The following is a 21,771-nucleotide window of genomic DNA, read 5'->3' on the forward strand; positions in this document are numbered from 1 at the left end:
GATCGGCCGCCGTCCGCCACGTCCCTGTCTCAGCCCGCCGCCAACGGTGCGGCGGCCAGCGCCAGTCCCGCGCCGAGCAGCGTCATCGACCACCGCAGCCAGCGGTACTTCGCCGCGAGGATGACGCTGACGTCCTGGAACTGGGTCAGCAGCCAGCGCACCCGGTCGGCGCCCGCCTCAGCGGCTGCGCGGCCCAGCGCCTCGAGATCCGGGCTGCCCAGCCCGTCGGCGTAGAAGGTCGGGCCCGCCATCGCACGGACCGTGCCGGTACGGGGCACGATCACCGCGAGCAGCAGCAGCGTGCCGGCCGCCCACAGCGCTCCGCCGGCCGCGAGGAACACCGCGGCCACGCCGGAGACGTCGGTCGGCGCCCCCTTGCCGATGATCAGCGCGGGCACCGCCACGGCTCCGGACAGCAGGACGGACGCCTTCACGTCCGCCCTGCCCAGGTCCTCGCGGACGGTCAGCAGCAGCCGCTCGGCAACGTACTGCGCGGCGGCGTCCGTTTCGCTCGCGGTCGTCGGACTCACTCACGCGCTCCCGGACTCGGGGCGTCCTGCACACCCTGGCCCTGCCCCGGGACCGTGTCGTTCGGCGGCGCGGGCGGGATGGCCGGAGCGTCGTCCGCGGGCCCCGGCGGAACGGCCGGCATCGGCGGTATCGGCAACGAGGTCGGAGCCTGCGGCAGCCCGTTCGGAAAGACCGTGGTGGAGACCGAACGGCTGTACTCGATGAGAGCCTGCACCTGGTCGTCGATCTGGTGGCGCTGGACCACGCCCTGGTTGATCAGGTTGGTCAGGTAGTCCAGGGCACCGTGGCGCTGTTCGCGGGCCTGGCGCTGGAGTTCGCCCAGGATCTCGTTCGCCCGGCCCGGGTCCTGCGCCAGCATCGTGGCGTACTGGAAGGTCTCGCCCGCCGCGATCAGCTTCTGCGCGTCGTCGATGTTCGCCGCGACGCGCGCCTTGTTGGCGGAGTCGATGGCCTCCTGGACCTTGCTGCCCTTCTCCACCGCGACCATCTGCGCCTGGTGGTCGGCGGCCGCCTGGCCCAGATCGATCCGGATGAAGACCTGGGTGGCCAGGCCGAGGTCGGCGCCGAAGCCGCTCCACCGGCCGCTGGCCAGCTCGTCCTGGATCGCCTCGTCGACCTGCTGCGCCGAGTCCAGGCCGTAGCGGCGGCTGACGCCGCGCAGCCGGGCCTCCAGCGGCGGGCGGAGCATCCGCTCCACGTCGACGACCCGCTTCTCGGCGGCCAGGTAGAAGTCGCTGACCTCCCAGTTGACGTCGGCACCGGCCTTGAACCTGGACCGGTCGCCGTAGGTGGGCAGTTCCAGCTGGAAGGAGGCCTGGTGCTGTCCGCGGGCGATCCAGCACACCGAGGTGGGCTTGCCCATCATCGGCTTGTTGTTGTGCTCGGCGCCCCGGACGGTGATGATGCTGTGCCCGCCGTTCTTGTAGTAGAGCACCGAGGCCACCTGGCTGTTGCGGTGCCGGTAGGCCGCCTGCGGGGCGAACTCCCGGATGAAGGGCCCTCTGAGGTCGTGCGGGAGGACGAACTCCTCGTCCTGGGGCGGCCACGGCCGGCCCCACTGGTTGTGCGTCATGGCGTACTCGCTCCCTGGACCGCCCCCCACAGACGGCGGACCTGCTGTTCGTTCAGTGGTTGGTCGGGGTCTTCGGACAGTTCCTTGATCAGTGACAGCAGCCGGTGCCGGTCGTCGTGGCTGTGCACGAGCAGCGGCAGGAACCGCTCCAGCGCGTCGGCCCACGGCTGGTCGGCCGATCCCCGCACCCAGTCGGCCAGGGCCTCGATGGCCGCGTCGTAGGACCGCCCGGTCTGCAGCGCCGTCCACAGCAGTCCGGCGAGTTCCGGGGCCAGGGCGGGCCGGGCGGTGGCGAGGGCCAGCATCAGCGGCCAGTCCCCGTAGCCCTCCAGGTCGGGGTGCTGGTTCCACAGGTCGACCACGGTGACGGCGGCGAGCAGGACCGTGGTCTGCAGGCCGAGGTCCTGCTGGTGCCGTCGCTCGTCGGACAGCCAGGCGCGGATCCGGCGGCAGGTGAGCGCGTCGGCGTGGACACCGGCCAGGTGGGCCACCTGGACGGCCGCGTCGGCCCGCAGTTTCCCCTCGTCCCAGACGCCGATCGCGCCGAGCAGGTCCAGCGCCTCGCGGACCGTGGCGGTCCCGCGGCCCCGGCCGAGCACGGCGCCCGCCGTCCAGCGCAGCCGCTCGTCGCCCTGCCGTGCCCAGTGGCCGACCAGGGCCCGGATCGCGGTGCCGACCTCCGGGGAGGCGAGGGCCACGTCGAGCACGGTGGCGGCGAAGAGCCGGCGGCGGGCCTGGTCGGCCTGGCCCATGGGCTGGACGAGTTCGTGCACCGTGTGCACGCAGTCCAGCCGGCACAACTGGCCGGCCGCCACGGCGGCGCGCACCCAGACCTCGGGTCGGGGGTCCTCGCACAGTCCGGCCAGCCAGCGCAGCACGGGCCCGCGTACGTTGTGCCGGTGCTGCCACAGGTGGCCGAGGACGGCCGGCGCGAGGGCCTCGCCCCGGAACCGCACCGTGCGCACCGGCACGTCCTCGTCGCCGATCTGCTCGACGCCGAGTTCGGCCGTCGCGCGGGCGGAGACCAGCCGGGCGTCGACCCCGTCGCTGAACAGCGGACGGCCCGGGGTGGCCTCCGGATCGACGGTCACGGCGAGTTCCCAGGCCAGCACCTCGGCGGCCTCGGCCACAGCGCTCAGCGAGGCACCGTCGAGCACGGCGAGGGCGATGCGGTAGGCGGCGTCCCGCAGCCGCTCCGGGGTCTCGGAGCGGACGCCCCCGGCGAACCACTCGGCGGCCTGGTCCTCGGCGAACTTGCGGCATTCGGCGAGGAGTTGGTCGTACGACAGCTCGTCCTGGGCGTGCCGGGCGAGCAGCTTCGCGAACCGGGCCGCCTCGGCGGGCAGCAGTTCGTCGAGGCCCCTCGCCTCCTCCACCGCGGGGTCCAGTGCCATCGCGCGGACGCGGTCGTGGGACTCCTCGGGCGCGCCGTCGAGTTCGGCGGCAAGGTGTTTGTCCAGTACGGCGTCGGCGGGCGCCGGGATGTGGGCGCGGTGGTAGCGGCCGGCCCGGGCGAGCACGTCACCCGGTTCGGGGGCGGCCAGCAGGACCGCGTACGCCTGCTTCTTGCCGAGCAGTTCGCAGAGCCGGTCGAGGCCGGTCTCGTCGGGCAGTCCGGCGACGGCGGGTTCCAGCGCGTAGCCGTGGCCCTCGCCGATCTGGGTGTCGTCCAGCGTGTCCAGATCGGTGCGCGGGTCGAGCCGGGAGACCTGACCGCGGGTCAGGTCGTCCAGCAGGGACAGGGCGGTGTAGGCGCGGCCGGTGCCGGGCTGTCCGAACAGCACCAGGAGCCGCCCGGCCCGTAACCGGTCCCGGTACGCGCCGTACTCCGCCGGTTCCTGGAAGACCCGGCGCAGTCTGCGCAGTTCGTCGTCGGGGAGCGGTCCGGCGAGCAGGCGCTCCCCCGACCGCTCGCCGTAGATGTTGATGGCCGCGACGGACCCGGAGCTGATGACGGGGCCGGATCCGTGCGAGGACAGGGTGGAGCGGTAGACACGGGAGGCGGCGGCCGCGGCTCCGGGCAGCGTCTCTCCGCCGAGCGGGTCGGCGGCGGGACCGCCGATGACGTCCGGCTGGGCCGGTTCCGGCCCCTGGGCGGCCGACTCGGCCTGGGGCTCGGCCTGGGCCTGCGGCTTGGGGCCGGCCGGCTGCGGTCCCGGGGGCGCCGGGTTCTGCGCGTTCACCGGTCGCCGCCGGACCGGCCGATGTTGATGGTGTCGATGTGACCGCCGACGATGAACTCGCCGCTGCCGTGGTGGTGGTTGTACTGGACCACGCCGGCGCCGGTGCTCTCCGGTTCCGGCCGGGACCCGCTGCCCGCCTGCGGCGACGCCGGTTCGGGCGGTCGGGGCAGGCCCGGAACCATGAACCAGGCGGCACGGCGGCCCTCCTTGAGGTCGACGTCGTGACGGCGGTAGTGCTCGGGGTCCACCCAGCGGCCACCGGACCGGATGACGTCCTCGAACAGCCGGTCGGAGGCGACCACCACCAAGGGGGCGGCGGACGCGGCCGCGAGGATCGCCTTCGCGGTGTCGCAGTCGCCCAGCCGACAGGCCAGGTCGACGGCACGGCCGGAGCGGCCGTGGGCGTCGGCCGTGACCGGACCGATGTGCAGTCCCGCGCGCAGCCGCAGCGGGGTCTGACGTCCGCGGTTGATCTCCCGCAGGTTCTGGTGGAGGTACTCCAGCCACTCCCCCACCACCCGGCGCGGCGGTACGTCGGGCGCGAGCACGGTGAGGATGCCGTCGCCGCGGTCCTCCTGGTAGAGGCGGGGTGCTCGGATGTCCGCCTGTTCGAAGGCGGCGCCCGTGACCTCGTAGAGTCTGCTGCGCATCTCCGGTTTCTCGGTGTCGGACAGCAGGCCGGAGCCCTGCGCGTCCACATTGATGACGAAGCCGTACGCGGCTTCCTGCTCCATGGCTTTCTCCTCCCTGCCGTCCCGCCGGACGCGGGCTCCCCGAATGCTCGCGGAGTCGACGCGTCACCGCTGTAGCCGTTTACACAGCGCGGGACTCCGGTGCTTCTAGGTGTCGGTGCCGTGGTGGTGCCCGGCGGCGAGCAGGCGGAGCGGCGCCAGGTCGGCCACGGCGAGCGTGCCGGGGCCGGTCCGCACCAGGCCCTGTTCGCGCAGCAGGCGCAGGGCCTTGGCCACGGCCTCACGGGTGGATCCCACGGACGCGGCCAGCTCGTGCTGGGCCAGGGGGAGCCGGAGGGTCACGACCTCGTTCTCCACTCGGCCGGTACGGTCGGCGAGTTCGACCAGGCGCTGCGCGAGCCGTTGCAGCACGGTCATGGAGGCCAGTGCCCGGCGCTCGTGGTCGGCGCTGCGCAGGCGCTCGGTGAGCTGGCTCATCATCAGCGCGTTCGCGTGCGGCCGGGAGGCCAGGAACCAGCGGAAGCGTTCACCGGCCACGGCCAGTCCGGTCACCGGGCCGAGCGCGCTGACCGAGGCACTGCGCGGGCGGCCGTCGAGCGCCGCCATGTCGCCGACGACCTCGCCGGCTCTGCGGAGCGCCAGTATCAGCCGGCTGCCGCGTTCGGTCGGTGTCCACACCGTGCACCAGCCGCGCAGCAGGACCACCGCGAACGTGGTGCGGTCGCCCTCGGCGAGCACCGTCTCGTGCGGCGGGTAGTCGTGCCGGGTGCCTAAGCCCGTCAGGGCCTCGCGGTCCGCCGGACCGAGACCCTCCATGAAGGTATGCCGCTCTCCGAACAGACCCACCGTCGTCCCCCGACCGTTTCCCCCGACCGCCCCGCAAGCGGAACCGGGAGAGCCCCTCGGTTCCGCATCAGCCCGGCGGCACCCGCCCTGGCAGGGGACCCAGAGTAGCGCTACGGCCACGGAGAATCGCCCCCGTTACCGGAATGAAGCCGCCGACCCGCGACTGAAATACCCCCGCCGGTATCGCGCCCTTGCGTCAGGACAGCGAGTCAGAGCTCGGGACCCTCCCCGGGCCCCTCCTGATAGGAGTAGCGCTGCTCCTTCCAGGGGTCGCCGACGTTGTGGTAGCCGCGCTCCTCCCAGAAGCCGCGGCGGTCGGCGGTCATGTACTCCACGCCCCGGACCCACTTGGGGCCCTTCCACGCGTACAGATGGGGGACGACCAGTCGCAGCGGGAAGCCGTGCTCCGCCGTCAGCAGTTCGCCGTCCTTGTGGGTGGCGAAGATCGCGCGGTCGGACGCGAAGTCGGACAGCCGCAGGTTCGAGCTGAATCCGTACTCCGCCCACACCATCACATGGGTGACGGCCGGGGCGGGCGGGGCGATGTCCAGGATGGTCCGCGCGGGGATGCCGCCCCACTCGGCGCCCAGCATGCTGAACTTCGTGACGCAGTGCAGATCGCCCAAGAGGCTGGTGTACGGCAGGGCCGTGAACTCCTCGTGGTTCCAGCAGTGCTTCTCGCCGTCCGCGGTGGCGCCGAAGACCCGGAACTCCCAGCGTTCCGGGCGGAACTTGGGGACCGGGCCGTAGTGAGTGACCGGCCAGCCACGCTGCAGTCGCTGCCCCGGCGGAAGCTCGGAGTGTGCCGCATCTCCCGACTCGCGTTCCACCGGCTGACCCATGACTCCATCCTGACAGACCCCGGGCAGTGCACATGACCAACCCCCACCCAAATCGGGCAAAAGGAACTAAGCATGCCCTTACTTACTAAGTGAAGACTTACTGGACGATCTTCGTCACCGGTGCAAGGATGCGGAGCCACCTGCCAGTTCACCGTGTGGAAGGAGCCTCTGCGATGCAGGGCGACCCCGAGGTCATCGAGTTTCTCAACGAGCAGCTGACCGCCGAGCTCACCGCGATCAACCAGTACTTTCTGCACGCGAAGATGCAGGAGAACTTCGGCTGGACCAAGCTCGCGAAGTACACGCGGGCCGAGTCCTTCGACGAGATGAAGCACGCCGAGGTGCTCACCGACCGGATCCTGTTCCTGGACGGGCTGCCGAACTACCAGCGCCTCTTCCACGTCCGCGTGGGACAGACGGTCAAGGAGATGTTCGAGGCCGACCGGCAGGTCGAGGTCGAGGCCATCGACCGGCTCAAGCGCGGTGTCGAGGTGATGCGGAACAAGGGCGACATCACCTCCGCGAACATCTTCGAGTCGATCCTCGAGGATGAAGAGCACCACATCGACTACCTCGACACCCAGCTGGAACTGCTGGAGAAGCTCGGTGAGGCGCTCTACCTCGCCCAGCTGATCGAACAGCCGGAGAGCTGAACCGACCAGACTTGGGCGGCACCGACCAGACTCAGGCGGCTTCCTCGAGCACGTCGGCTTCCCCGAGCGCTTCGACGTCGGCGAGCGCTTCGACGTCCGCGAGCCCGGAGAGGACCGGCCCGCTCTGGTGGGCCGGCCGGGGGTACGCGCCTCGGCCGAGGATCGCCTGGATCCGGCGGACGCAGGAGCCGCAGTCCGTGCCGGCCTTGCAGGCGGAGGCGATCTGGCGGGGTGTGCAGGCGCCGTTGTCCGCGTGCTGCTGGACCTGCGCTTCGGTCACTCCGAAGCAGTTGCACACGAACACGCGGTTCACCTCCCACCGAGATCATCCCACCGAGATCAATAAGGCTAACCTAACCTTACCCGTCACGCGGGGCCCGCAAAAGTGGAGTGGGGCGCGGATCGTATGTGATCCGCGCCCCACTCCACGCTCCTGTAACAGGTGCGCCCGCTGGTGATCTGCTACTGGTCGCGGTACATCTCCGCGACGAGGAACGCCAGGTCCAGGGACTGGCTGCGGTTCAGCCGCGGGTCGCAGGCCGTCTCGTAGCGCTGGTGCAGGTCGTCGACGAAGATCTCGTCGCCGCCGCCCACGCACTCGGTGACGTCGTCACCGGTGAGCTCGACATGGATGCCGCCCGGGTGGGTGCCGAGGGACTTGTGGACCTCGAAGAAGCCCTTGACCTCGTCGAGCACGTCGTCGAAGCGGCGGGTCTTGTGGCCGGAGGCCGCCTCGTAGGTGTTGCCGTGCATCGGGTCGGTGATCCAGGCCACCGTCGCGCCCGAGGCGGTGACCTTCTCGACCAGCTCGGGCAGCTTGTCGCGGACCTTGTCGGCGCCCATGCGGACGATGAAGGTCAGCCGGCCCGGCTCGCGGTCGGGGTCGAGGCGCTCGATGTACTGCAGCGCCTCCTCGGCCGTGGTCGTCGGGCCGAGCTTGATGCCGATCGGGTTGCGGATCTGCGAGGCGAACTCGATGTGCGCGTGGTCCAGCTGCCGGGTGCGCTCACCGATCCACACCATGTGCGCCGAGACGTCGTACAGGTGCCCCGTGCGGGAGTCGACCCTGGTCAGCGCCGACTCGTAGTCGAGCAGCAGCGCCTCGTGCGAGGAGTAGAACTCGACCGTCTTGAACTCCTCCGGGTCGGCCCCGCAGGCGTGCATGAAGTTCAGCGCCTGGTCGATCTCGCGGGCCAGCTGCTCGTAGCGCTGGCCGGAGGGGGACGACTTCACGAAGTCCTGGTTCCAGGCGTGCACCTGGCGCAGGTCGGCGTAGCCGCCGGTGGTGAAGGCACGGACCAGGTTGAGCGTGGAGGCGGAGGCGTTGTACATCCGCTTCAGGCGCTCGGGGTCCGGGATGCGGGCGGCCTCGTTGAAGTCGAAGCCGTTGACCGAGTCGCCGCGGTACGTCGGCAGCGTCACGCCGTCACGGGTCTCGGTGTTCTTGGAGCGCGGCTTGGAGTACTGGCCGGCGATACGGCCGACCTTCACCACCGGCACCGAGGCCGCGTACGTCAGCACGGCGCCCATCTGGAGCAGCGTCTTGAGCTTGTTGCGGATGTGGTCGGCGGACACCGCGTCGAAGGCCTCGGCGCAGTCGCCGCCCTGGAGCAGGAACGCCTCTCCCTTGGCGACGGCCGCCAACCGGGCGCGCAGCTGGTCGCACTCGCCCGCGAAGACGAGCGGCGGATACGACTCGAGGTCCGCGATCACTGCGCGCAGAGCCTCGGTGTCGGGGTACTCGGGCTGCTGCGCCGCGGGCAGGTCTCGCCAGGTGTTGCCAGCGCTGGCGCTGGTCTTAGCGTTCACGGTCACGTCCTCAACATTACGGGGTCGTGTCGAGTGATTTTCGTGCGGCTCGACAGGTGAGACACCCGCACGCCCGGGTGCGCGTGGGGTAGGGTGCCTCGCATGTTCGCGCATTCGACCCAGACCTGGTGGTGGACCGCTCATCCGGCGGCCCACTGACTGCGCGTACGCAAGACTTCGCGAAGGCCGCCCGAGGGGCGGCCTTCGGTGTTTCCGGCGCTGAGGTCGTCTCTCCTTCCCAGAAGGAACACGACCGATGAACCTGCTCGACCTGCTGGCCGACCCCCGTCCCTTCGCCCTGCTGCGCCGCCGCACCCCGGGCCACGACCACGACACGGTCGAGGTCCTGCTCGGCCCGGTCGGCACGCACGACCGCCTCGCCGACCTCCCCGAGCACGGCCTGGCCCTCGTCCCCTTCCGGCAGATCCGCGAGCGCGGTTTCGACGTCCGCGACGACGGGACGCCCCTGTCGGTGCTGATGCCGGAGGAGACGTACGAGATCCCGCTCGCCGAAGCCCTCGCCCAGCTCCCGGCGCACGAGGTGCGGGTCGAGGACGGCGGCTTCGACGTGGCCGACGAGGAGTACGCGCAGATCGTCGGGCGGGTGCTGCGGGAGGAGATCGGCGCCGGTGAGGGCGCGAACTTCGTGATCCGGCGGACGTACGAGGGGAAGATCCACGGATTCTCCCGGGCCGACGCGCTTGCCCTGTTCCGGCGGCTGCTCGTGGGTGAGCGGGGCGCGTACTGGACGTTCGTCGTGCACACCGGGGAACGCACGCTGGTCGGGGCCAGTCCCGAGGTGCATGTGCGGATGTCCGGCGGAACGGTCGTGATGAACCCGATCAGCGGGACGTACCGCTATCCGGCCGAAGGCCCCACCCCCGAGCATCTGCTCGACTTCCTCGCCGACGGCAAGGAGATCGAGGAGCTGTCGATGGTCGTCGACGAGGAGCTCAAGATGATGTGCACGGTCGGCGACATGGGCGGGGTCGTGATCGGGCCCCGGCTCAAGGAGATGGCGCACCTCGCGCACACCGAGTACGAGCTGCGCGGGAAGTCCTCCCTGGACGTGCGGGAGGTACTGAAGGAGACCATGTTCGCGGCGACCGTCACGGGCTCGCCGGTGCAGAACGCCTGCCGGGTCATCGAGCGGCACGAGGTCGGCGGGCGGGGCTACTACGCCGGTGCCCTGGCCCTCATCGGCAGGGACTCGGGCGGCGCCCAGACCCTGGACTCCCCCATCCTCATCCGCACCGCCGACATCGACGCGGCCGGGCGGCTGCGGGTGCCGGTCGGCGCCACGCTGGTGCGCGGCTCGGACCCGGCGGCCGAGGTCGCGGAGACGCACGCGAAGGCGGCGGGGGTGCTGGCCGCGTTGGGCGTACGGCCGTCCAGGCCGCGTACGGAGCACACGCGCCCCGCGCTGGCCGACGACCCCCGGGTGCGGGCCGCGCTGGACGGGCGCCGGGCCTCGCTGGCGCCGTTCTGGCTGCGGATGCAGGAGCGGTCGGAGGAACTGGCCGGGCATGCCCTGGTCGTCGACGGGGAGGACACCTTCACGGCGATGCTCGCGCACGTCCTGCGATCCAGTGGCCTGGAGGTGACCGTCCGGCGCTACGACGAGCCCGGCCTGGCGGAGGCGGTCCGTGCGCACGAGGGGCCGGTCGTCCTCGGCCCCGGACCGGGCGACCCCTGCGACACCGCCGACCCCAAGATGCGGTTCCTGCGCGCGCTGACCGCCGAGGCGATCCGCGACAACCGGCACGGCGTGCTCGGCGTCTGCCTCGGGCACGAGCTGATCGCGGCCGAGCTGGGGCTGGAGATCGTACGCAAGGAAGTGCCGTACCAGGGGGCGCAGACCGAGATCGATCTGTTCGGGCGACGCGAGACCGTCGGCTTCTACAACAGCTTCGTGGCCCGCTGCGACGACGACGCCCTCGTCGAACTGTCGGCGCACGACGTCGAGGTGAGCCGCAGTGACACCGGCGAGGTGCACGCGCTGCGCGGGCCCGGCTTCGCCGGCGTGCAGTTCCACCCGGAGTCGGTGCTCACGCTGAACGGCGCGGCCGTCGTACGGGAGCTGGTGGGCCAGCTGCGCGGCACCAGCACGTTCTCGGAGGGGCGGCCGGCGGTGTAGTCGAGGACGCGGTGCGTTGAGGGCGCCGTCGACCGGCCGACGGCGCCCTCAGAGCAGGTCGCGGGGCGGACGAGCCCCTGGTGCCCGTCATGCCGAGGCGTTCGGCGACCGCGTTGCGTCACCCTCCGCGTGCCGCCGGCCGCGAGGAACTCCAGGACGCTTATGGGCCGACTGTGCGACCCACAAGCCGACAGCGCCGGGCGGGCTCAGCCGAAGAACACCCCGACCTCCTCGTACAGCTTCGGATCCACCGTCTTCAGCCGGGCCGTCGCCTCCGCGATCGGGACGCGCACGATGTCCGTGCCGCGCAGGGCGACCATCTTGCCGAAGTCGCCGTCTCGGACGGCCTCGATGGCGTGCAGGCCGAAGCGGGTGGCGAGCCAGCGGTCGAAGGCGCTGGGCGTGCCGCCGCGCTGGATGTGCCCGAGGACCGTGGTGCGGGCCTCCTTGCCGGTGCGCCGCTCGATCTCCTTGGCCAGCCACTCGCCGACGCCGGACAGCCTCACGTGCCCGAAGGAGTCCAGCGACCCGTCCTTGAGGACCATGTCGCCGTCCTTGGGCATCGCACCCTCGGCGACGACCACGATGGGGGCGTACGAGGCCTTGAACCGGGAGGTCACCCAGGCGCACACCTGCTCGACGTCGAAGCGCTGTTCGGGGATGAGGATGACATTGGCGCCGCCGGCCAGGCCGGAGTGGAGGGCGATCCAGCCCGCGTGCCGGCCCATGACCTCGCAGACCAGGACGCGCATGTGGGACTCGGCGGTGGTGTGCAGCCGGTCGATCGCCTCCGTGGCGATGCCGACGGCCGTGTCGAAGCCGAAGGTGTAGTCGGTGCCGGAGAGGTCGTTGTCGATCGTCTTCGGCACGCCGACGCAGGGCACGTCGGACTCGTCGGACAGCCGGGCGGCGACGCCGAGGGTGTCCTCGCCGCCGATCACGACGAGCGCCCCGACCTCCTGCTCGGCGAGGTTCTCCTTGATACGGCGGATGCCGTCCTCCTGCTTCAGGGGGTTGGTGCGCGAGGAGCCGAGGATGGTGCCGCCGCGGGGCAGGATCCCGCGCACCGCGGGGATGTCCAGACGCACGGTGCGGTTCTCGAGGGGTCCTCGCCAGCCGTCCCGGAAGCCGACGAAGTCGTATCCGTACTCCTGCACGCCCTTGCGGACGATGCCCCGGATGACGGCGTTGAGCCCGGGGCAGTCGCCGCCTCCGGTCAGTACTCCGACGCGCATGGAAGTGTCCCTTCGCCGCGGTTGCCTGATGGGGATCACGCTAGTAGTGATCCAGGTCACACAGGGATGGGCGGGAACGACAATTCCGTTGGAATGTCAGGTAGTTGATCTACTCGTCGTCGAGTCCGCGTTCTATCGCGTACCTCACCAGTTCGACCCGGTTGTGCAGTTGGAGCTTGCCGAGGGTGTTCTGGACGTGGTTCTGGACCGTGCGGTGCGAGATGACCAGGCGTTCGGCGATCTGCTTGTAGCTCAGGCCCTTGGCGACCAGGCGCAGCACCTCGGTCTCCCGGTCGGTGAGCTGCGGGGCTCCGGGCGCGCCGGTGTCCGGGGCGGGCGCGGGCTCGGCGGCCAGACGCCGGTACTCGCCGAGGACCAGACCGGCCAGGCCGGGGGTGAACACCGGGTCGCCGACGGCCGTACGGCGGACCGCGTCCACCAGTTCGTCCGTCGAGGCGGACTTCAGCAGATAGCCGGTCGCGCCGGACTTCACCGCCTCCAGCACGTCGGCGTGCTCACCGCTCGCGGACAGCACCAGGACGCGCAACGCCGGGTTGGCGCCCACGAGTTCCTTGCAGACCTGGACGCCGGGCTTGGCGGGCAGGTTCAGGTCCAGCACCAGTACGTCGGGCGCGGCGGCCTTGGCGCGGCGCACGGCCTGCTCGCCGTCGCCCGCGGTGGCGACCACCTCGAAGCCCGACTCGCCCAGGTCACGGGCGACCGCGTCGCGCCACATGGGGTGGTCGTCGACCACCATGACCCTGATCGGCCCCGGCCTGCCCTCGCTGCTGTCCGTCATCGCTTCTCCGCCTTCCCCCGTGAAGACTTCGTCTCCTTCGGTACCTTCAGTTCGACCTCCGTGCCCTGGCCGGGCACCGAGATCAGTTCGGCGCTGCCGCCGAGTTCCCGCAGCCGGCCCCGGATCGAGAGGGCCACGCCGAGCCTCCCCTCCCCTTCGGCCTGCGCGAGGCGGCCCTCGGGGATGCCGGGGCCGTCGTCCCGGACGGTCACGATCACCTCGCCCGGCTCGTCCTCGACGAGGATCCACGCGCGCGCGTGCTCCCCCACGTGCTCGCGGACATTGTCCAGGGCGGCGCCCACGGCCGCGGCCAGCTCGCGTGCCGCCTCCGGGGGCAGCGGGACGGGGGCGCCCGGCTCGGCGAGGTTGACGTTCGCCGAGGCGTACCGGGCGAGCAGTGCGCGCACGTCGACAGGCCCGGTGGAGTCGTCCGGCTCCTCGACGGCCCGTACGACCGCCCCCTCGGCCGCGTCCTCCGACGCGCGGGAGACCGGGACCAGGCCGCCGGAGACCAGCGTGCGCAGGGCGACCTCCTGCTCGCCCGCCATCCGGCCCAGCGCGGCCGCCTCACCGCCGAGGACCGCGCCGCGCCGCTGCACCATCGCCAGCACCTGGAGCACGCTGTCGTGGATGTCCCGGGCGAGCCGCTCCCGCTCCCTGGTCGCGGCCTCGATCTCCAGGGCGCGGGCAAGGGTGCGCTCGGAGGCGCGGGCGACCTCGACGACGTAGCCGATGGCGATGGAGGCGACCCAGACCAGGATCACGTTGTGGACGGTGTCCCGGGCGGGGCTGCCCCGTTCGACGAGGTTGGCGACGGCGACCGCGGTGGAGGCGGCGGCCGCCCAGCGCCAGCCGCCCTTGATGGCGAAGGCCAGCACGGAACCCGCGGTCCATATCGACGGCAGCGTCGGGCCGCCCGACTGGATGCGTTCGTGGGCGTCGGCCAAGGGCGTGAGCAGGATGCCGGTGAGCGCGACGGTGAGGTCGGCGGCGAGGAAGCGCTTGGTGCAGCTGGCCGCGTTCGCGACCTTGGGCAGGGTGGCCACGGTCCAGACGAACAGGACGCAGTAGTACACGACGGCGACCCAGGGACGGTCGAACCCGTCGTAGGCGGTGGCGAAGAACCCGACCGCGTACAGCATGGTGAGCACGCGGTAGCCGGCGAGCGCACGCCACAGCGGCTGCTCGACCGACATTCGCATGACTCTCTCGCGACTGGCCATGTCCCCCACCCCCGACCGACCCCCGGCTGTCGCCTAGGACTCGGTCTTCTCCTTCTCGGCCTGATCCTTCGCCGCCTGATCCACCGCAGCCTGATCCGCCGCAGCCTGTTCCTTCGCCGCCTGCACGAGCGCGGCCTTAGCCGCCTTCTCGGCTTCCCTCTCGGCCTTCGCCGCGTCCGCGATCTGCCGCTTGGCGGCGGTCGCGTACATGTCGACGTACTCCTGGCCGGAGAGCTTCATGATCTCGTACATGACCTCGTCGGTCAGCGCGCGCAGCACGAAACGGTCGTGCTCCATGCCCTGGTAGCGGCTGAAGTCCAGCGGCTCGCCGATGCGGATGCCCGGCCGCATCAGCTTGGGCATCACCTTCCCGGGCGGCTGGATCTTCTCCGTGTCGATCATGGCGACCGGGATGACCGGCGCGCCGGTGGCGAGCGCCACGCGCGCGAGGCCGCCGGGCTTGCCCCGGTAGAGCCGGCCGTCGGGCGAGCGGGTGCCCTCCGGGTAGATCCCGAACAGCTCACCGCGCTCCAGCACCTCGATGCCGCTCTTGACGGCCGCCTCGCCCGCGCCGCGCGCCCCCGAACGGTCCACCGGGAGCTGGCCGACGCCCTTGAAGAACGCGGCCGTCAGACGGCCCTTCACACCGGGCGTGGTGAAGTACTCGGCCTTCGCGATGAAGGTGACCTTGCGGTCGAGGACCGCCGGCAGGAAGAACGAGTCGGAGAACGACAGGTGATTGCTGGCCAGGATGGCGGGGCCCTCGGCGGGAATGTTCTCCAAGCCGTCCACCCAGGGCCTGAAGGCGACCTTCAGCGGCCCTCCGATGGCGACCTTCATCGTGCCGTACAACAACCGAGTGCCTCCTGTGTGCGTCGGTCAGACCTTAACCCGGAGCGCTGTCAAACAGCCCGACGGCCCTGGTCGGTGTCAGTGCGGTCGCGTACGGTTAACCGCACCTGGACTCGTTCACGCCCTTCTCATGAACAGGAGACCGAAGGTGCCGGTCCTCCCTGGAGCCGAGCCGTTCCGCCACGAGGGCGGGGACACGGGGGTCCTCCTCTGTCACGGCTTCACCGGTTCCCCCCAGTCGCTGCGCCCCTGGGCGGAGTATCTGGCCGCGCGCGGACTGACCGTCTCGCTGCCGTTGCTGCCCGGCCACGGCACCCGCTGGGAGGACATGCAGCTCACCGGCTGGCAGGACTGGTACGCCGAGGTGGACCGCGAGCTGCGCGCCCTGCGCGAGCGCTGCACGCGGGTGTTCGTGGCGGGTCTGTCGATGGGTGCCACACTCGCGCTCCGGCTCGCGGCCAAGCACGGTGACGAGGTCAGCGGCCTCGTGGTCGTCAACCCGGCGAACCGGATGCACGGACTGGCCGCCTACACCTTGCCGGTGGTCCGTCACCTCGTCCGCACCACGAAGGGCATCGCCGACGACATCGCCAAGGAGGGCAGCGTCGAGCTGGGGTACGGGCGGGTGCCGCTGCGCTCCGCGCACTCCCTGCGGACCTTCTTCCGGCTGGTCGACGGGGAGCTTCCGCAGGTCACCCAGCCGCTGCTGGTTCTGCGCAGCGCCCAGGACCATGTGGTGCCGGCCGCCGACTCCGCGCGCGTGCTGAGCCGGGTGTCATCCACGGACGTACAGGAGATCGTGCTGGAACAGAGCTACCACGTCGCGACGTTGGACCACGAGGCGGACCGGATCTTCGAGGAGAGCTACGCGTTCATCGGCCGCCTGGCACCCAGCATCGGCAAGGAAGGGACGGCTGCACGTGGCTGAGCACGACTCCGATCGCGAGGACCGTGAGGAGCGCGAGGACCGCGAGCCGGACGAGCAGCACGTCCCGTTCGACGAGGAGGCCGCCTGGGCGGCCATCGTCGCCGGGTACGGCGAGGAACCGTCCGACCCGCCCGGCTCCAAGCCCTTCAAGTCGGTCGAGGACCTGGCCCTGCTGGAGTCCGAGACGAACGAGGCGAACGACGGTGGTCCCAAGGACGCGAAGGGGCCCACGGAGGCCAAGGAGGACAAGCCCGCGAAGCCGCTGGGCGGCTCCGTCGCCTTCGCCCCCGGCGTCGGCGGCCCCCGGGACTACAGCATGCCCGAGCCGGCCGAGGAGGGGTCCAAAGAGGACTCCGAGGAGGACGACGAGGGCCACTTCGTACCGCCGGAGCCGCCGCCGCTGCCCGCCGCCGACGCGACCGCGAAGTTCGCCTGGCTGGGGCTGCTCGGCGGGCCTGTACTGCTCCTGCTCGCCGTGCTGCTCGGCTGGGACATGACCTGGTGGCTCGCCACCCTCGGCATCGGCGGCTTCCTGGGCGGTTTCGCCACGCTGGTGATGCGGATGCGGTCGGACGACGAGGACGACGACGACCCCGGTCGGGGAGCGGTCGTCTGAGCGGATCGGGCGAAGTGCGGTTCGGTTCGGTGCGGTTCGGCAGTGCTCTGAAGAGGCGCGGGGCGATATCGGCCGACCGGCACTTCCCGCGGAGCGCTCAGCGCGGGTCCGACGCCGCTCAGCGCGGGTCCGACGCCGGAATTCTGAGGGCGGCCAGCACCGGAAGGTGGTCCGTGGCCGCCCTCAGGTCTGTCTCCGTCACTCCGGGATGCCCCAGCGGCACCCCGCACCCCAGCACCTCGACGCCCTTCGTCGCGAAGATCGCGTCGATGCGCCGGCGGGGGTCGGTGCGTGTCCAGGTGTGTTCGCCGCCCCAGGGGGCCATGGCCCAGCAGTCCTGGAGACTCTCGGTGAGGCGGGCGAAGGTGCGGCCGCCGGGGTGCTCGTTCAGGTCGCCGCCCGCGATCGCGTGCTCCACGCCCATGCCGGCGAGCCGGTCGAGGAGCAGGCCGGCCTGCTCGTACCGCTCCTCCTTGCGCAGCGACAGATGACAGCTCAGGACGCCGACCCGGGCGCCCCCGAACCGTACGACCGCGGTGGCGAAGCCGCGGCGGTGCTGGCCCGGGGTGAGGGGGAGCAGCACGTCCTCGGTGCGCTCGACGGTGGCCCGGAGTGAGCAGAGGATCGCCGGGCCGGCCGCCGTGCCGCCGCCGGAGAGGATCACCTGGCCGGAGGCCGCGGCGAGCCGTGCCAGCTTCTTGCGCCAGCGGAAGAAGCGGGGGGCTTCCTGGACGAGGACCAGGTCGGGGGCGCAGGCGCTGATCACTCGGGCGAGGGCGGTGGGGTCGTCGCGCATCGAGCGGATGTTGTAGCTCAGGACGCGGATGACGGCCGAACCGTCGGGCGCGGTTCGGGAGTTGGGGAGCAGCGTCATGTGGATCAATGTACGCCTGACAGCCCAGGTGCAATTGTCCGTTTGCGGCTGCGGGGGGGGTGGTTGCTCGCGCCGTTCCCCGCGCCCCTTTCGGGCGCGAGGAACCCACGTACCTGGAGAAGTGACCGTTACATGATCGGGTCGGGCTCGCGGGCCAGGTCCGCCGCGCCGACCATGCCCGCCTTGTTGCCCAGCTGGGCGGCGATGACATCGGCCACCGGGCGCCAGTTGCCGCCGACCAGCCAGCGCTTGTACGACTTGCGGATCGGGTCGAGGACCAGCTCGCCCTCGTCCGAGAGACCGCCGCCGACGATGAAGGCGGAGGGATCGAAGAGGGAGGCGAGGTCGGCGAGGCCGGCGCCGGCCCAGCGGGCGAGCTCGCGGTAGGAGTCGACGGCGACCGGGTCGCCCTGGCGGGCGGCCATGGAGATGTGCTTGCCCTCGATGCCGTCGGGGCTGCCGTCACCGAGGCCGAGCAGGATCTCCGCGTTCTCGGGGGTCGCGTTGGCGCGCTGCTTGGCGTACCTCACCAGGGCGCGCCCGGAGGCGTACTGCTCCCAGCAGCCCTGGCTGCCGCAGCCGCACAGCAGCCCGTCCGGGACCATGCGGATGTGTCCGAACTCGGCGGCCACGCCGAAGTGCCCGCGGCGCAGCTTGTTGCCGATGATGATGCCGCCGCCGAGGCCGGTGCCGAGGGTGATGCAGATGACGTTGCGGTGGCCCTTGCCGCCGCCGAACTTGTACTCGCCCCACGCGGCCGCGTTGGCGTCGTTCTCCACGACGACCGGCAGGTGGACGCGTGCCTCGACCTTCTCCTTCAGCGGCTCCTGGCGCCAGTCGATGTTCGGCGCGAAGTAGACCGTGGAGCGCTGACGGTTGACGTATCCGGCGGCACCGATGCCCACGCCGACGATCTCGTGGCCGGCGCGCGCACCTTCCACCGCGGAGGCGATGGCGTCCACGATGCCCTCGGACGTACCCGGGGTCGGCACCTTGAAGGTCGAGAGGATGTTGCCTTCCTCATCGACCACGCCGGCCGCGATCTTCGTGCCGCCGATATCGACGCCGATGGTGAGTCCCATGAATCCCTCAGTTTCGGTCGAGCCCCGCTACGGCCAACCGTACCCGAGGCCCTGCCGTCGGGGTCCCGTCGTCCGCCCGTCGGGCGGGGCCCCGTCAGTCCAGGTCGATGCGCTCGCCGGGGCCCGGCTCGTCACCCTTGTCGGGGCGGCCCTCGTCCAGGTCACGGGGGTCGCTGCCGCCGGTCGTCCAGCGTCGCTCCTGGGCCTCGACGGCGGAGCGGTAGGCGGCGAACAGTTCGTTGCCCGCGGCCGCAAGGTGGTCGAAGACGTCCGGGTTGCGTTCGATGACGGGCTCGACGGCGGCCTTGGCCTGCTGTACGACCTGCTTGACCACCTGCTGGGCGGCGGGTCCCGCGACCGCGCCGAACAGCGGGGACTGGAAGCCGGACAGCTTGTCCGCGACGGTGTCGACGAGCTTGCGCAGTTCCTCGGCGGCCGAGCCCGGCGGCGGGCCGTAATCGGCACGGCGGCGGGCCTTCTCCGCCGCGAGGTCCTCGGCACACGCCGTCGCCCACGCGTCGGCGTCGGTGGCCCGCACCTCGTCGACGGCCTCGCGCCCGGCGGAGTCGGACGGGGGGAGCTCTTCGCTCATGACGGACTCCTGACTACGGTTCGTCTCTACGACGTTACCCGAACGGCCGTATGCGGTTCACCGTGTCCCGGGCCATAGTTCCGGGTCGGGCGCGAACCGGATCCGCAGCTCGCCCTCCCGCAGGGACGCCCCGTCGACGGTGCAGCGGCGCAGGGCCGACGGCAGCGGGACGATCCGGCGGAACCGCCCCGCGCTGACGACGAGTTCGTCGCCGCGCCGGATGAGGTCCAGTTCGTGGCGTATCGCGCCGGGCAGCGGGAGGTGCCAGATCAGGACGCCGTCCTCGGCGAGGTGGTCGGTGACGGGCCACTCGACCGTGGAGGCCTCCGCCTTGACGCCGGGGACGGCGAGCTCGGCCAGGTCGTCGGCGCCGCGCGGGTCGCGGCCCAGATGAGCCACGGGCCGGACGTCGTACGACTCCTGCCACTCCGCGAGGACCTTGCGCTGCTGGGCGACGGGCCCGGCGAGCCAGCTGTCCCCCGCCGCCTCCGGCAGCACCCGGTTCGCCACCAGCAGGTCGGGGCGCAGGCCGCGCAGGGCGAGGCCGAGGCCGGCGCTGGTGACGGCGTCGGCGCCGGCCGGTGAGGGCTCGGCGACCAGTCGTACGGCGGTGTTCCGGTCGGCGACGACCGCCTCGACGGCGGCCAGTTCGACGTCCCAGCGGGCGGCGGTCTCGTACAGCCACTGCGCGGGCATGGGCACGCCGGCCAGCCGGCCGAGGACGGGGCGCAGGGCACGGGCCGCCTGCCGCTCGGGCGGGAGCAGGCGGCGCAGATAGCGGCGCAGCTCCTCGGGGAGCGCGAGCAGGGCGAGGGCCTGCGGGGTGGGCGGCAGGTCGACCACGAGCAGGTCGTGCGCCTCGGCGAGGACCGCGTCCCGCAGGGCGCGCAGCAGGGTGAGTTCCTCGGCGCCGGGGAGGGGGGTGACCTCCTCGGGGTCCAGGCGGGAGGCGCCCAGGAGGTCGAGGACGGAGGACGCGCGGTCCTGGAAGGCGGCCAGGTCGTCACGGAAACCCGCGGTCGCGTCGGGCCGCCACGCGGTGAGGTTCGCCGCGGCCCGCACCGGCGCCGGGCCCGTCGGCGTGCCGAGCACCGCGCCGAGGGTGTCGGTGCGGTCCGCACTGAGGACGAGGGTGCGGGTGCCCTCACCGGCGGCGGCGAGTGCGGTGGCGGCGGCGACCGTCGTACGGCCGCTTCCGCCCGGGCCCGTGATCAGGATGGTGCGCATGGGGGTGAACGGTACCTCCGCCCACCGCCCTGGCGGGGACGGCGGCTTCGCCCCCGACGCTACTTCGCCCCCGACTCCACCCGCTTCTTCAGCCCGGCCAGCGCCCGGTCGATGATGACCTTCTCCGCCTTGCGCTTGATCATGCCGAGCATCGGGATCTTGACGTCGACGGTGAGCCGGTACGTCACCTCGGTCGCCCCCGCGCCCGCGGGCTTGAGGAGGTACGAGCCGTCGAGCGAGCGCAGCATCTGGGACTTCACCAGGGTCCAGGAGACCTCGTTCTCGCCGGTCCAGGTGTAGCCCAGGACCTGGTCGTCCTTGATCGCCCCGGCGTCCATGACCAGGCGGACCTGTTCGGCGCGTCCCTGGGCGTCGGTCGCCAGGACCTCCGCCTCCTTCACCTCTCCGGTCCAGTCCGGGTAGCGGGCGAAGTCGGCGATCACCCCCATGACATCGGCCGGTGCCGCCTCGATCGTGATGCTCGAGCTGGTGTGTTCCGCCATCGCTGTGGCTCCTCCAGATGCGGGCCGGTAGGCAAGTCCACCGTGCACAAGCCTGCGCACGTGTGTGCAGCGTGAAGGCTACCGCGCGGTCGACCGGCCGCCTTCACCCCCTCAGCTGCGGTCTCTCACCATTCGAGCGCCCAGGGCTTCCCGGATCCCGCGAAGTGCCCGACGTTCACGCATTCGGTCGCCCCGATCCGCATCCGGCGCACCAGCGGCTGGTGGACGTGACCGAACAGCGCGTAGCGGGGCCGGGTGCGGCGGATCGCGTCCAGCAGCGCCCGGCTGCCGCGTTCGAAGCGGCGCGCGACGGTGTCGTAGACCAGCTCGGGCACCTCCGGCGGGATGTGCGTGCACAGCACGTCCACCTCGCCCACCGCCTCGATCTTCGCCGCGTACTCCTCGTCGCTGATCTCGTACGGCGTCCGCATCGGCGTGCGCAGTCCGCCGCCCACGAAGCCGAAGACCAGGCCGCCGATCTCGACCCGCTCCCCGTCGAGCACGGTCGTGCCGGGACCGGCGTACTCCTGCCACAGAGGCGGCATGTCGACATTGCCGTAGGTCGCGTACGTCGGTGTCGGGAACGCCGCGAACATCTCGGCGTACTGCTTGCGCACCGCCTGCTCGATCACCTCGGCGCGGTGCTCGCCGACCCCCGCCCACAGCCGGGCCCCGAGCTCGCGCGCCTCCTCGAAGCGGCGGGCGGTGCGCAGCTCGACGATGCGGTCGGCGTTCTCCACGCCGAAGAGGTCGGGGAAGATCCCGCGCGAGTGGTCGGCGTAGTCGAGGAAGAGGACGAGGTCACCCAGACAGATCAGGGCGTCCGCGCCCTCGCCGGCTCTGGCCAGGTCACGGGCGTTGCCGTGTACGTCACTGACCACATGAACGCGCGTCCTGCCGTTTCCGGCTGGTGTGGGTGCCATGACGATCAAGCGTAAGCGTGTGCGGCATACGTGAACAGTGGCGGCGGGGCCTGCGGTTACTGGCCAGTCAGTTAGGGGGTGGACTACTGTGCGCGGAGGAAACCCAATCCGTGTGACGCAGCGAACATCTCGCCGGGACCCCCTGTCGAAGA

Annotated in this window: 23 protein-coding genes; 5 read left to right on the forward strand and 18 right to left on the reverse strand. The window is 71.6% G+C overall.

What is annotated here, in order from left to right; translation table 11 throughout:
• Nucleotides 1-29: 29 nt before the first annotated feature.
• From QFZ76_RS14850 to QFZ76_RS14875, 6 genes are all read right to left on the reverse strand, one after another.
• Nucleotides 30-530, reverse strand: a complete 501-nt coding sequence (locus QFZ76_RS14850; RefSeq protein WP_307674180.1) for a Pycsar system effector family protein — start codon at nucleotides 528-530, stop codon at nucleotides 30-32.
• On the reverse strand, nucleotides 527-1,603 hold the full coding sequence (locus QFZ76_RS14855) for a hypothetical protein (RefSeq protein ID WP_307674181.1): 1,077 nt from the start codon (nucleotides 1,601-1,603) through the stop codon (nucleotides 527-529). Before QFZ76_RS14855 ends, QFZ76_RS14850 begins: the two co-directional genes overlap by 4 nt.
• Complete coding sequence (locus QFZ76_RS14860; protein WP_307674182.1) at nucleotides 1,600-3,786, reverse strand: hypothetical protein; 2,187 nt, start codon at nucleotides 3,784-3,786, stop codon at nucleotides 1,600-1,602. The genes QFZ76_RS14855 and QFZ76_RS14860 overlap by 4 nt, the downstream gene beginning before the upstream one ends.
• A complete protein-coding gene (locus QFZ76_RS14865; RefSeq protein ID WP_307674183.1) occupies nucleotides 3,783-4,520 on the reverse strand; it encodes a hypothetical protein in 738 nt (245 codons plus the stop codon). The genes QFZ76_RS14860 and QFZ76_RS14865 overlap by 4 nt, the downstream gene beginning before the upstream one ends.
• A gap of 105 nt (nucleotides 4,521-4,625) precedes the next feature.
• On the reverse strand, nucleotides 4,626-5,324 hold the full coding sequence (locus QFZ76_RS14870; RefSeq protein ID WP_266440888.1) for a Crp/Fnr family transcriptional regulator: 699 nt from the start codon (nucleotides 5,322-5,324) through the stop codon (nucleotides 4,626-4,628).
• Between the two features lie 209 nt (nucleotides 5,325-5,533).
• Nucleotides 5,534-6,166 (reverse strand): sulfite oxidase-like oxidoreductase, encoded by a 633-nt coding sequence (locus QFZ76_RS14875; RefSeq protein ID WP_307674184.1) that lies wholly within the window; start codon nucleotides 6,164-6,166, stop codon nucleotides 5,534-5,536.
• Between the two features lie 173 nt (nucleotides 6,167-6,339).
• Here QFZ76_RS14875 and bfr point away from each other — a divergent pair, with 173 nt between their 5' ends.
• Nucleotides 6,340-6,819, forward strand: coding sequence for a bacterioferritin (gene bfr, locus QFZ76_RS14880; RefSeq protein WP_266440883.1), 480 nt, complete (start codon nucleotides 6,340-6,342; stop codon nucleotides 6,817-6,819).
• Nucleotides 6,820-6,850: 31 nt separating this feature from the next.
• Here bfr and QFZ76_RS14885 read toward each other — a convergent pair whose 3' ends face one another.
• Both QFZ76_RS14885 and QFZ76_RS14890 read right to left on the reverse strand, forming a co-directional pair.
• A complete protein-coding gene (locus QFZ76_RS14885) occupies nucleotides 6,851-7,123 on the reverse strand; it encodes a bacterioferritin-associated ferredoxin (protein ID WP_373464301.1) in 273 nt (90 codons plus the stop codon).
• Nucleotides 7,124-7,281: 158 nt separating this feature from the next.
• Complete coding sequence (locus QFZ76_RS14890; protein WP_307674186.1) at nucleotides 7,282-8,634, reverse strand: class II 3-deoxy-7-phosphoheptulonate synthase; 1,353 nt, start codon at nucleotides 8,632-8,634, stop codon at nucleotides 7,282-7,284.
• 96 nt (nucleotides 8,635-8,730) lie between these two features.
• Here QFZ76_RS14890 and QFZ76_RS51720 point away from each other — a divergent pair, with 96 nt between their 5' ends.
• Nucleotides 8,731-8,787, forward strand: a complete 57-nt coding sequence (locus QFZ76_RS51720; RefSeq protein ID WP_073723848.1) for a trp operon leader peptide — start codon at nucleotides 8,731-8,733, stop codon at nucleotides 8,785-8,787.
• A 97-nt stretch (nucleotides 8,788-8,884) separates the two neighbouring features.
• Complete coding sequence (locus QFZ76_RS14895) at nucleotides 8,885-10,765, forward strand: anthranilate synthase family protein (protein WP_307674187.1); 1,881 nt, start codon at nucleotides 8,885-8,887, stop codon at nucleotides 10,763-10,765.
• 206 nt (nucleotides 10,766-10,971) lie between these two features.
• On the opposite strand, the gene QFZ76_RS14900 is transcribed toward QFZ76_RS14895, so the two are convergent.
• From QFZ76_RS14900 to QFZ76_RS14915, 4 genes are all read right to left on the reverse strand, one after another.
• On the reverse strand, nucleotides 10,972-12,000 hold the full coding sequence (locus QFZ76_RS14900) for a 6-phosphofructokinase (protein ID WP_307674188.1): 1,029 nt from the start codon (nucleotides 11,998-12,000) through the stop codon (nucleotides 10,972-10,974).
• A 109-nt stretch (nucleotides 12,001-12,109) separates the two neighbouring features.
• Nucleotides 12,110-12,799: a response regulator transcription factor gene (locus QFZ76_RS14905; protein WP_266440869.1), complete on the reverse strand. Its 690-nt coding sequence runs from the start codon at nucleotides 12,797-12,799 to the stop codon at nucleotides 12,110-12,112.
• Nucleotides 12,796-14,022 carry a MacS family sensor histidine kinase gene (gene macS / locus QFZ76_RS14910; protein ID WP_307674189.1) on the reverse strand — a complete coding sequence of 409 codons (1,227 nt, stop codon included), beginning with the start codon at nucleotides 14,020-14,022 and terminating at the stop codon, nucleotides 12,796-12,798. Before macS ends, QFZ76_RS14905 begins: the two co-directional genes overlap by 4 nt.
• A 33-nt stretch (nucleotides 14,023-14,055) precedes the next feature.
• Nucleotides 14,056-14,862 carry a 1-acyl-sn-glycerol-3-phosphate acyltransferase gene (locus QFZ76_RS14915; protein ID WP_307680016.1) on the reverse strand — a complete coding sequence of 269 codons (807 nt, stop codon included), beginning with the start codon at nucleotides 14,860-14,862 and terminating at the stop codon, nucleotides 14,056-14,058.
• A 160-nt stretch (nucleotides 14,863-15,022) separates the two neighbouring features.
• Here QFZ76_RS14915 and QFZ76_RS14920 point away from each other — a divergent pair, with 160 nt between their 5' ends.
• Nucleotides 15,023-15,802 carry a carboxylesterase gene (locus QFZ76_RS14920; protein ID WP_307680017.1) on the forward strand — a complete coding sequence of 260 codons (780 nt, stop codon included), beginning with the start codon at nucleotides 15,023-15,025 and terminating at the stop codon, nucleotides 15,800-15,802.
• Nucleotides 15,795-16,418, forward strand: coding sequence for a hypothetical protein (locus QFZ76_RS14925; RefSeq protein ID WP_307674190.1), 624 nt, complete (start codon nucleotides 15,795-15,797; stop codon nucleotides 16,416-16,418). The genes QFZ76_RS14920 and QFZ76_RS14925 overlap by 8 nt, the downstream gene beginning before the upstream one ends.
• 118 nt (nucleotides 16,419-16,536) lie before the next feature.
• Here the strand turns inward: QFZ76_RS14925 and QFZ76_RS14930 are convergent, their stop codons facing one another.
• The 6 genes from QFZ76_RS14930 to QFZ76_RS14955 all read right to left on the reverse strand — a co-directional run bounded on the left by QFZ76_RS14930 (nucleotide 16,537) and on the right by QFZ76_RS14955 (nucleotide 21,577).
• A complete protein-coding gene (locus tag QFZ76_RS14930) occupies nucleotides 16,537-17,292 on the reverse strand; it encodes an endonuclease/exonuclease/phosphatase family protein (RefSeq protein WP_307674191.1) in 756 nt (251 codons plus the stop codon).
• A 128-nt stretch (nucleotides 17,293-17,420) separates the two neighbouring features.
• The gene (locus tag QFZ76_RS14935) at nucleotides 17,421-18,374 is read right to left on the reverse strand and encodes an ROK family glucokinase (RefSeq protein WP_266440858.1); all 954 of its coding nucleotides are present in this window, start codon (nucleotides 18,372-18,374) and stop codon (nucleotides 17,421-17,423) included.
• Between the two features lie 94 nt (nucleotides 18,375-18,468).
• Complete coding sequence (locus tag QFZ76_RS14940) at nucleotides 18,469-18,966, reverse strand: DUF5304 domain-containing protein (protein WP_307674192.1); 498 nt, start codon at nucleotides 18,964-18,966, stop codon at nucleotides 18,469-18,471.
• 57 nt (nucleotides 18,967-19,023) lie between these two features.
• The gene (locus tag QFZ76_RS14945; RefSeq protein ID WP_307674193.1) at nucleotides 19,024-20,193 is read right to left on the reverse strand and encodes an ArsA family ATPase; all 1,170 of its coding nucleotides are present in this window, start codon (nucleotides 20,191-20,193) and stop codon (nucleotides 19,024-19,026) included.
• A gap of 59 nt (nucleotides 20,194-20,252) precedes the next feature.
• Nucleotides 20,253-20,696, reverse strand: a complete 444-nt coding sequence (locus QFZ76_RS14950; protein ID WP_307674194.1) for an SRPBCC family protein — start codon at nucleotides 20,694-20,696, stop codon at nucleotides 20,253-20,255.
• 125 nt (nucleotides 20,697-20,821) lie between these two features.
• A complete protein-coding gene (locus QFZ76_RS14955; RefSeq protein WP_266448607.1) occupies nucleotides 20,822-21,577 on the reverse strand; it encodes a metallophosphoesterase in 756 nt (251 codons plus the stop codon).
• Between the last annotated feature and the right edge of the window lie 194 nt (nucleotides 21,578-21,771).

It is taken from the genome of Streptomyces sp. V4I2 (assembly GCF_030817655.1).
Lineage (GTDB): Bacteria > Actinomycetota > Actinomycetes > Streptomycetales > Streptomycetaceae > Streptomyces > Streptomyces plumbiresistens.

What these genes read in the sequence shown, in the direction of transcription:
- QFZ76_RS14930 (WP_307674191.1), bottom strand. Translation starts at nt 17,292, where the DNA reads ATGACGCTGCTCCCCAACTCCCGAACCGCGCCCGACGGTTCGGCCGTC.
- QFZ76_RS14905 (WP_266440869.1), bottom strand. Translation starts at nt 12,799, where the DNA reads ATGACGGACAGCAGCGAGGGCAGGCCGGGGCCGATCAGGGTCATGGTG.
- QFZ76_RS14865 (WP_307674183.1), bottom strand. Translation starts at nt 4,520, where the DNA reads ATGGAGCAGGAAGCCGCGTACGGCTTCGTCATCAATGTGGACGCGCAG.
- QFZ76_RS14945 (WP_307674193.1), bottom strand. Translation starts at nt 20,193, where the DNA reads ATGCGCACCATCCTGATCACGGGCCCGGGCGGAAGCGGCCGTACGACG.
- QFZ76_RS14895 (WP_307674187.1), top strand. Translation starts at nt 8,885, where the DNA reads ATGAACCTGCTCGACCTGCTGGCCGACCCCCGTCCCTTCGCCCTGCTG.
- QFZ76_RS14915 (WP_307680016.1), bottom strand. Translation starts at nt 14,862, where the DNA reads ATGAAGGTCGCCATCGGAGGGCCGCTGAAGGTCGCCTTCAGGCCCTGG.
- QFZ76_RS14855 (WP_307674181.1), bottom strand. Translation starts at nt 1,603, where the DNA reads ATGACGCACAACCAGTGGGGCCGGCCGTGGCCGCCCCAGGACGAGGAG.
- bfr (WP_266440883.1), top strand. Translation starts at nt 6,340, where the DNA reads ATGCAGGGCGACCCCGAGGTCATCGAGTTTCTCAACGAGCAGCTGACC.
- QFZ76_RS14875 (WP_307674184.1), bottom strand. Translation starts at nt 6,166, where the DNA reads ATGGGTCAGCCGGTGGAACGCGAGTCGGGAGATGCGGCACACTCCGAG.
- QFZ76_RS14935 (WP_266440858.1), bottom strand. Translation starts at nt 18,374, where the DNA reads ATGGGACTCACCATCGGCGTCGATATCGGCGGCACGAAGATCGCGGCC.
- QFZ76_RS14950 (WP_307674194.1), bottom strand. Translation starts at nt 20,696, where the DNA reads ATGGCGGAACACACCAGCTCGAGCATCACGATCGAGGCGGCACCGGCC.
- QFZ76_RS14900 (WP_307674188.1), bottom strand. Translation starts at nt 12,000, where the DNA reads ATGCGCGTCGGAGTACTGACCGGAGGCGGCGACTGCCCCGGGCTCAAC.
- macS (WP_307674189.1), bottom strand. Translation starts at nt 14,022, where the DNA reads ATGGCCAGTCGCGAGAGAGTCATGCGAATGTCGGTCGAGCAGCCGCTG.
- QFZ76_RS14940 (WP_307674192.1), bottom strand. Translation starts at nt 18,966, where the DNA reads ATGAGCGAAGAGCTCCCCCCGTCCGACTCCGCCGGGCGCGAGGCCGTC.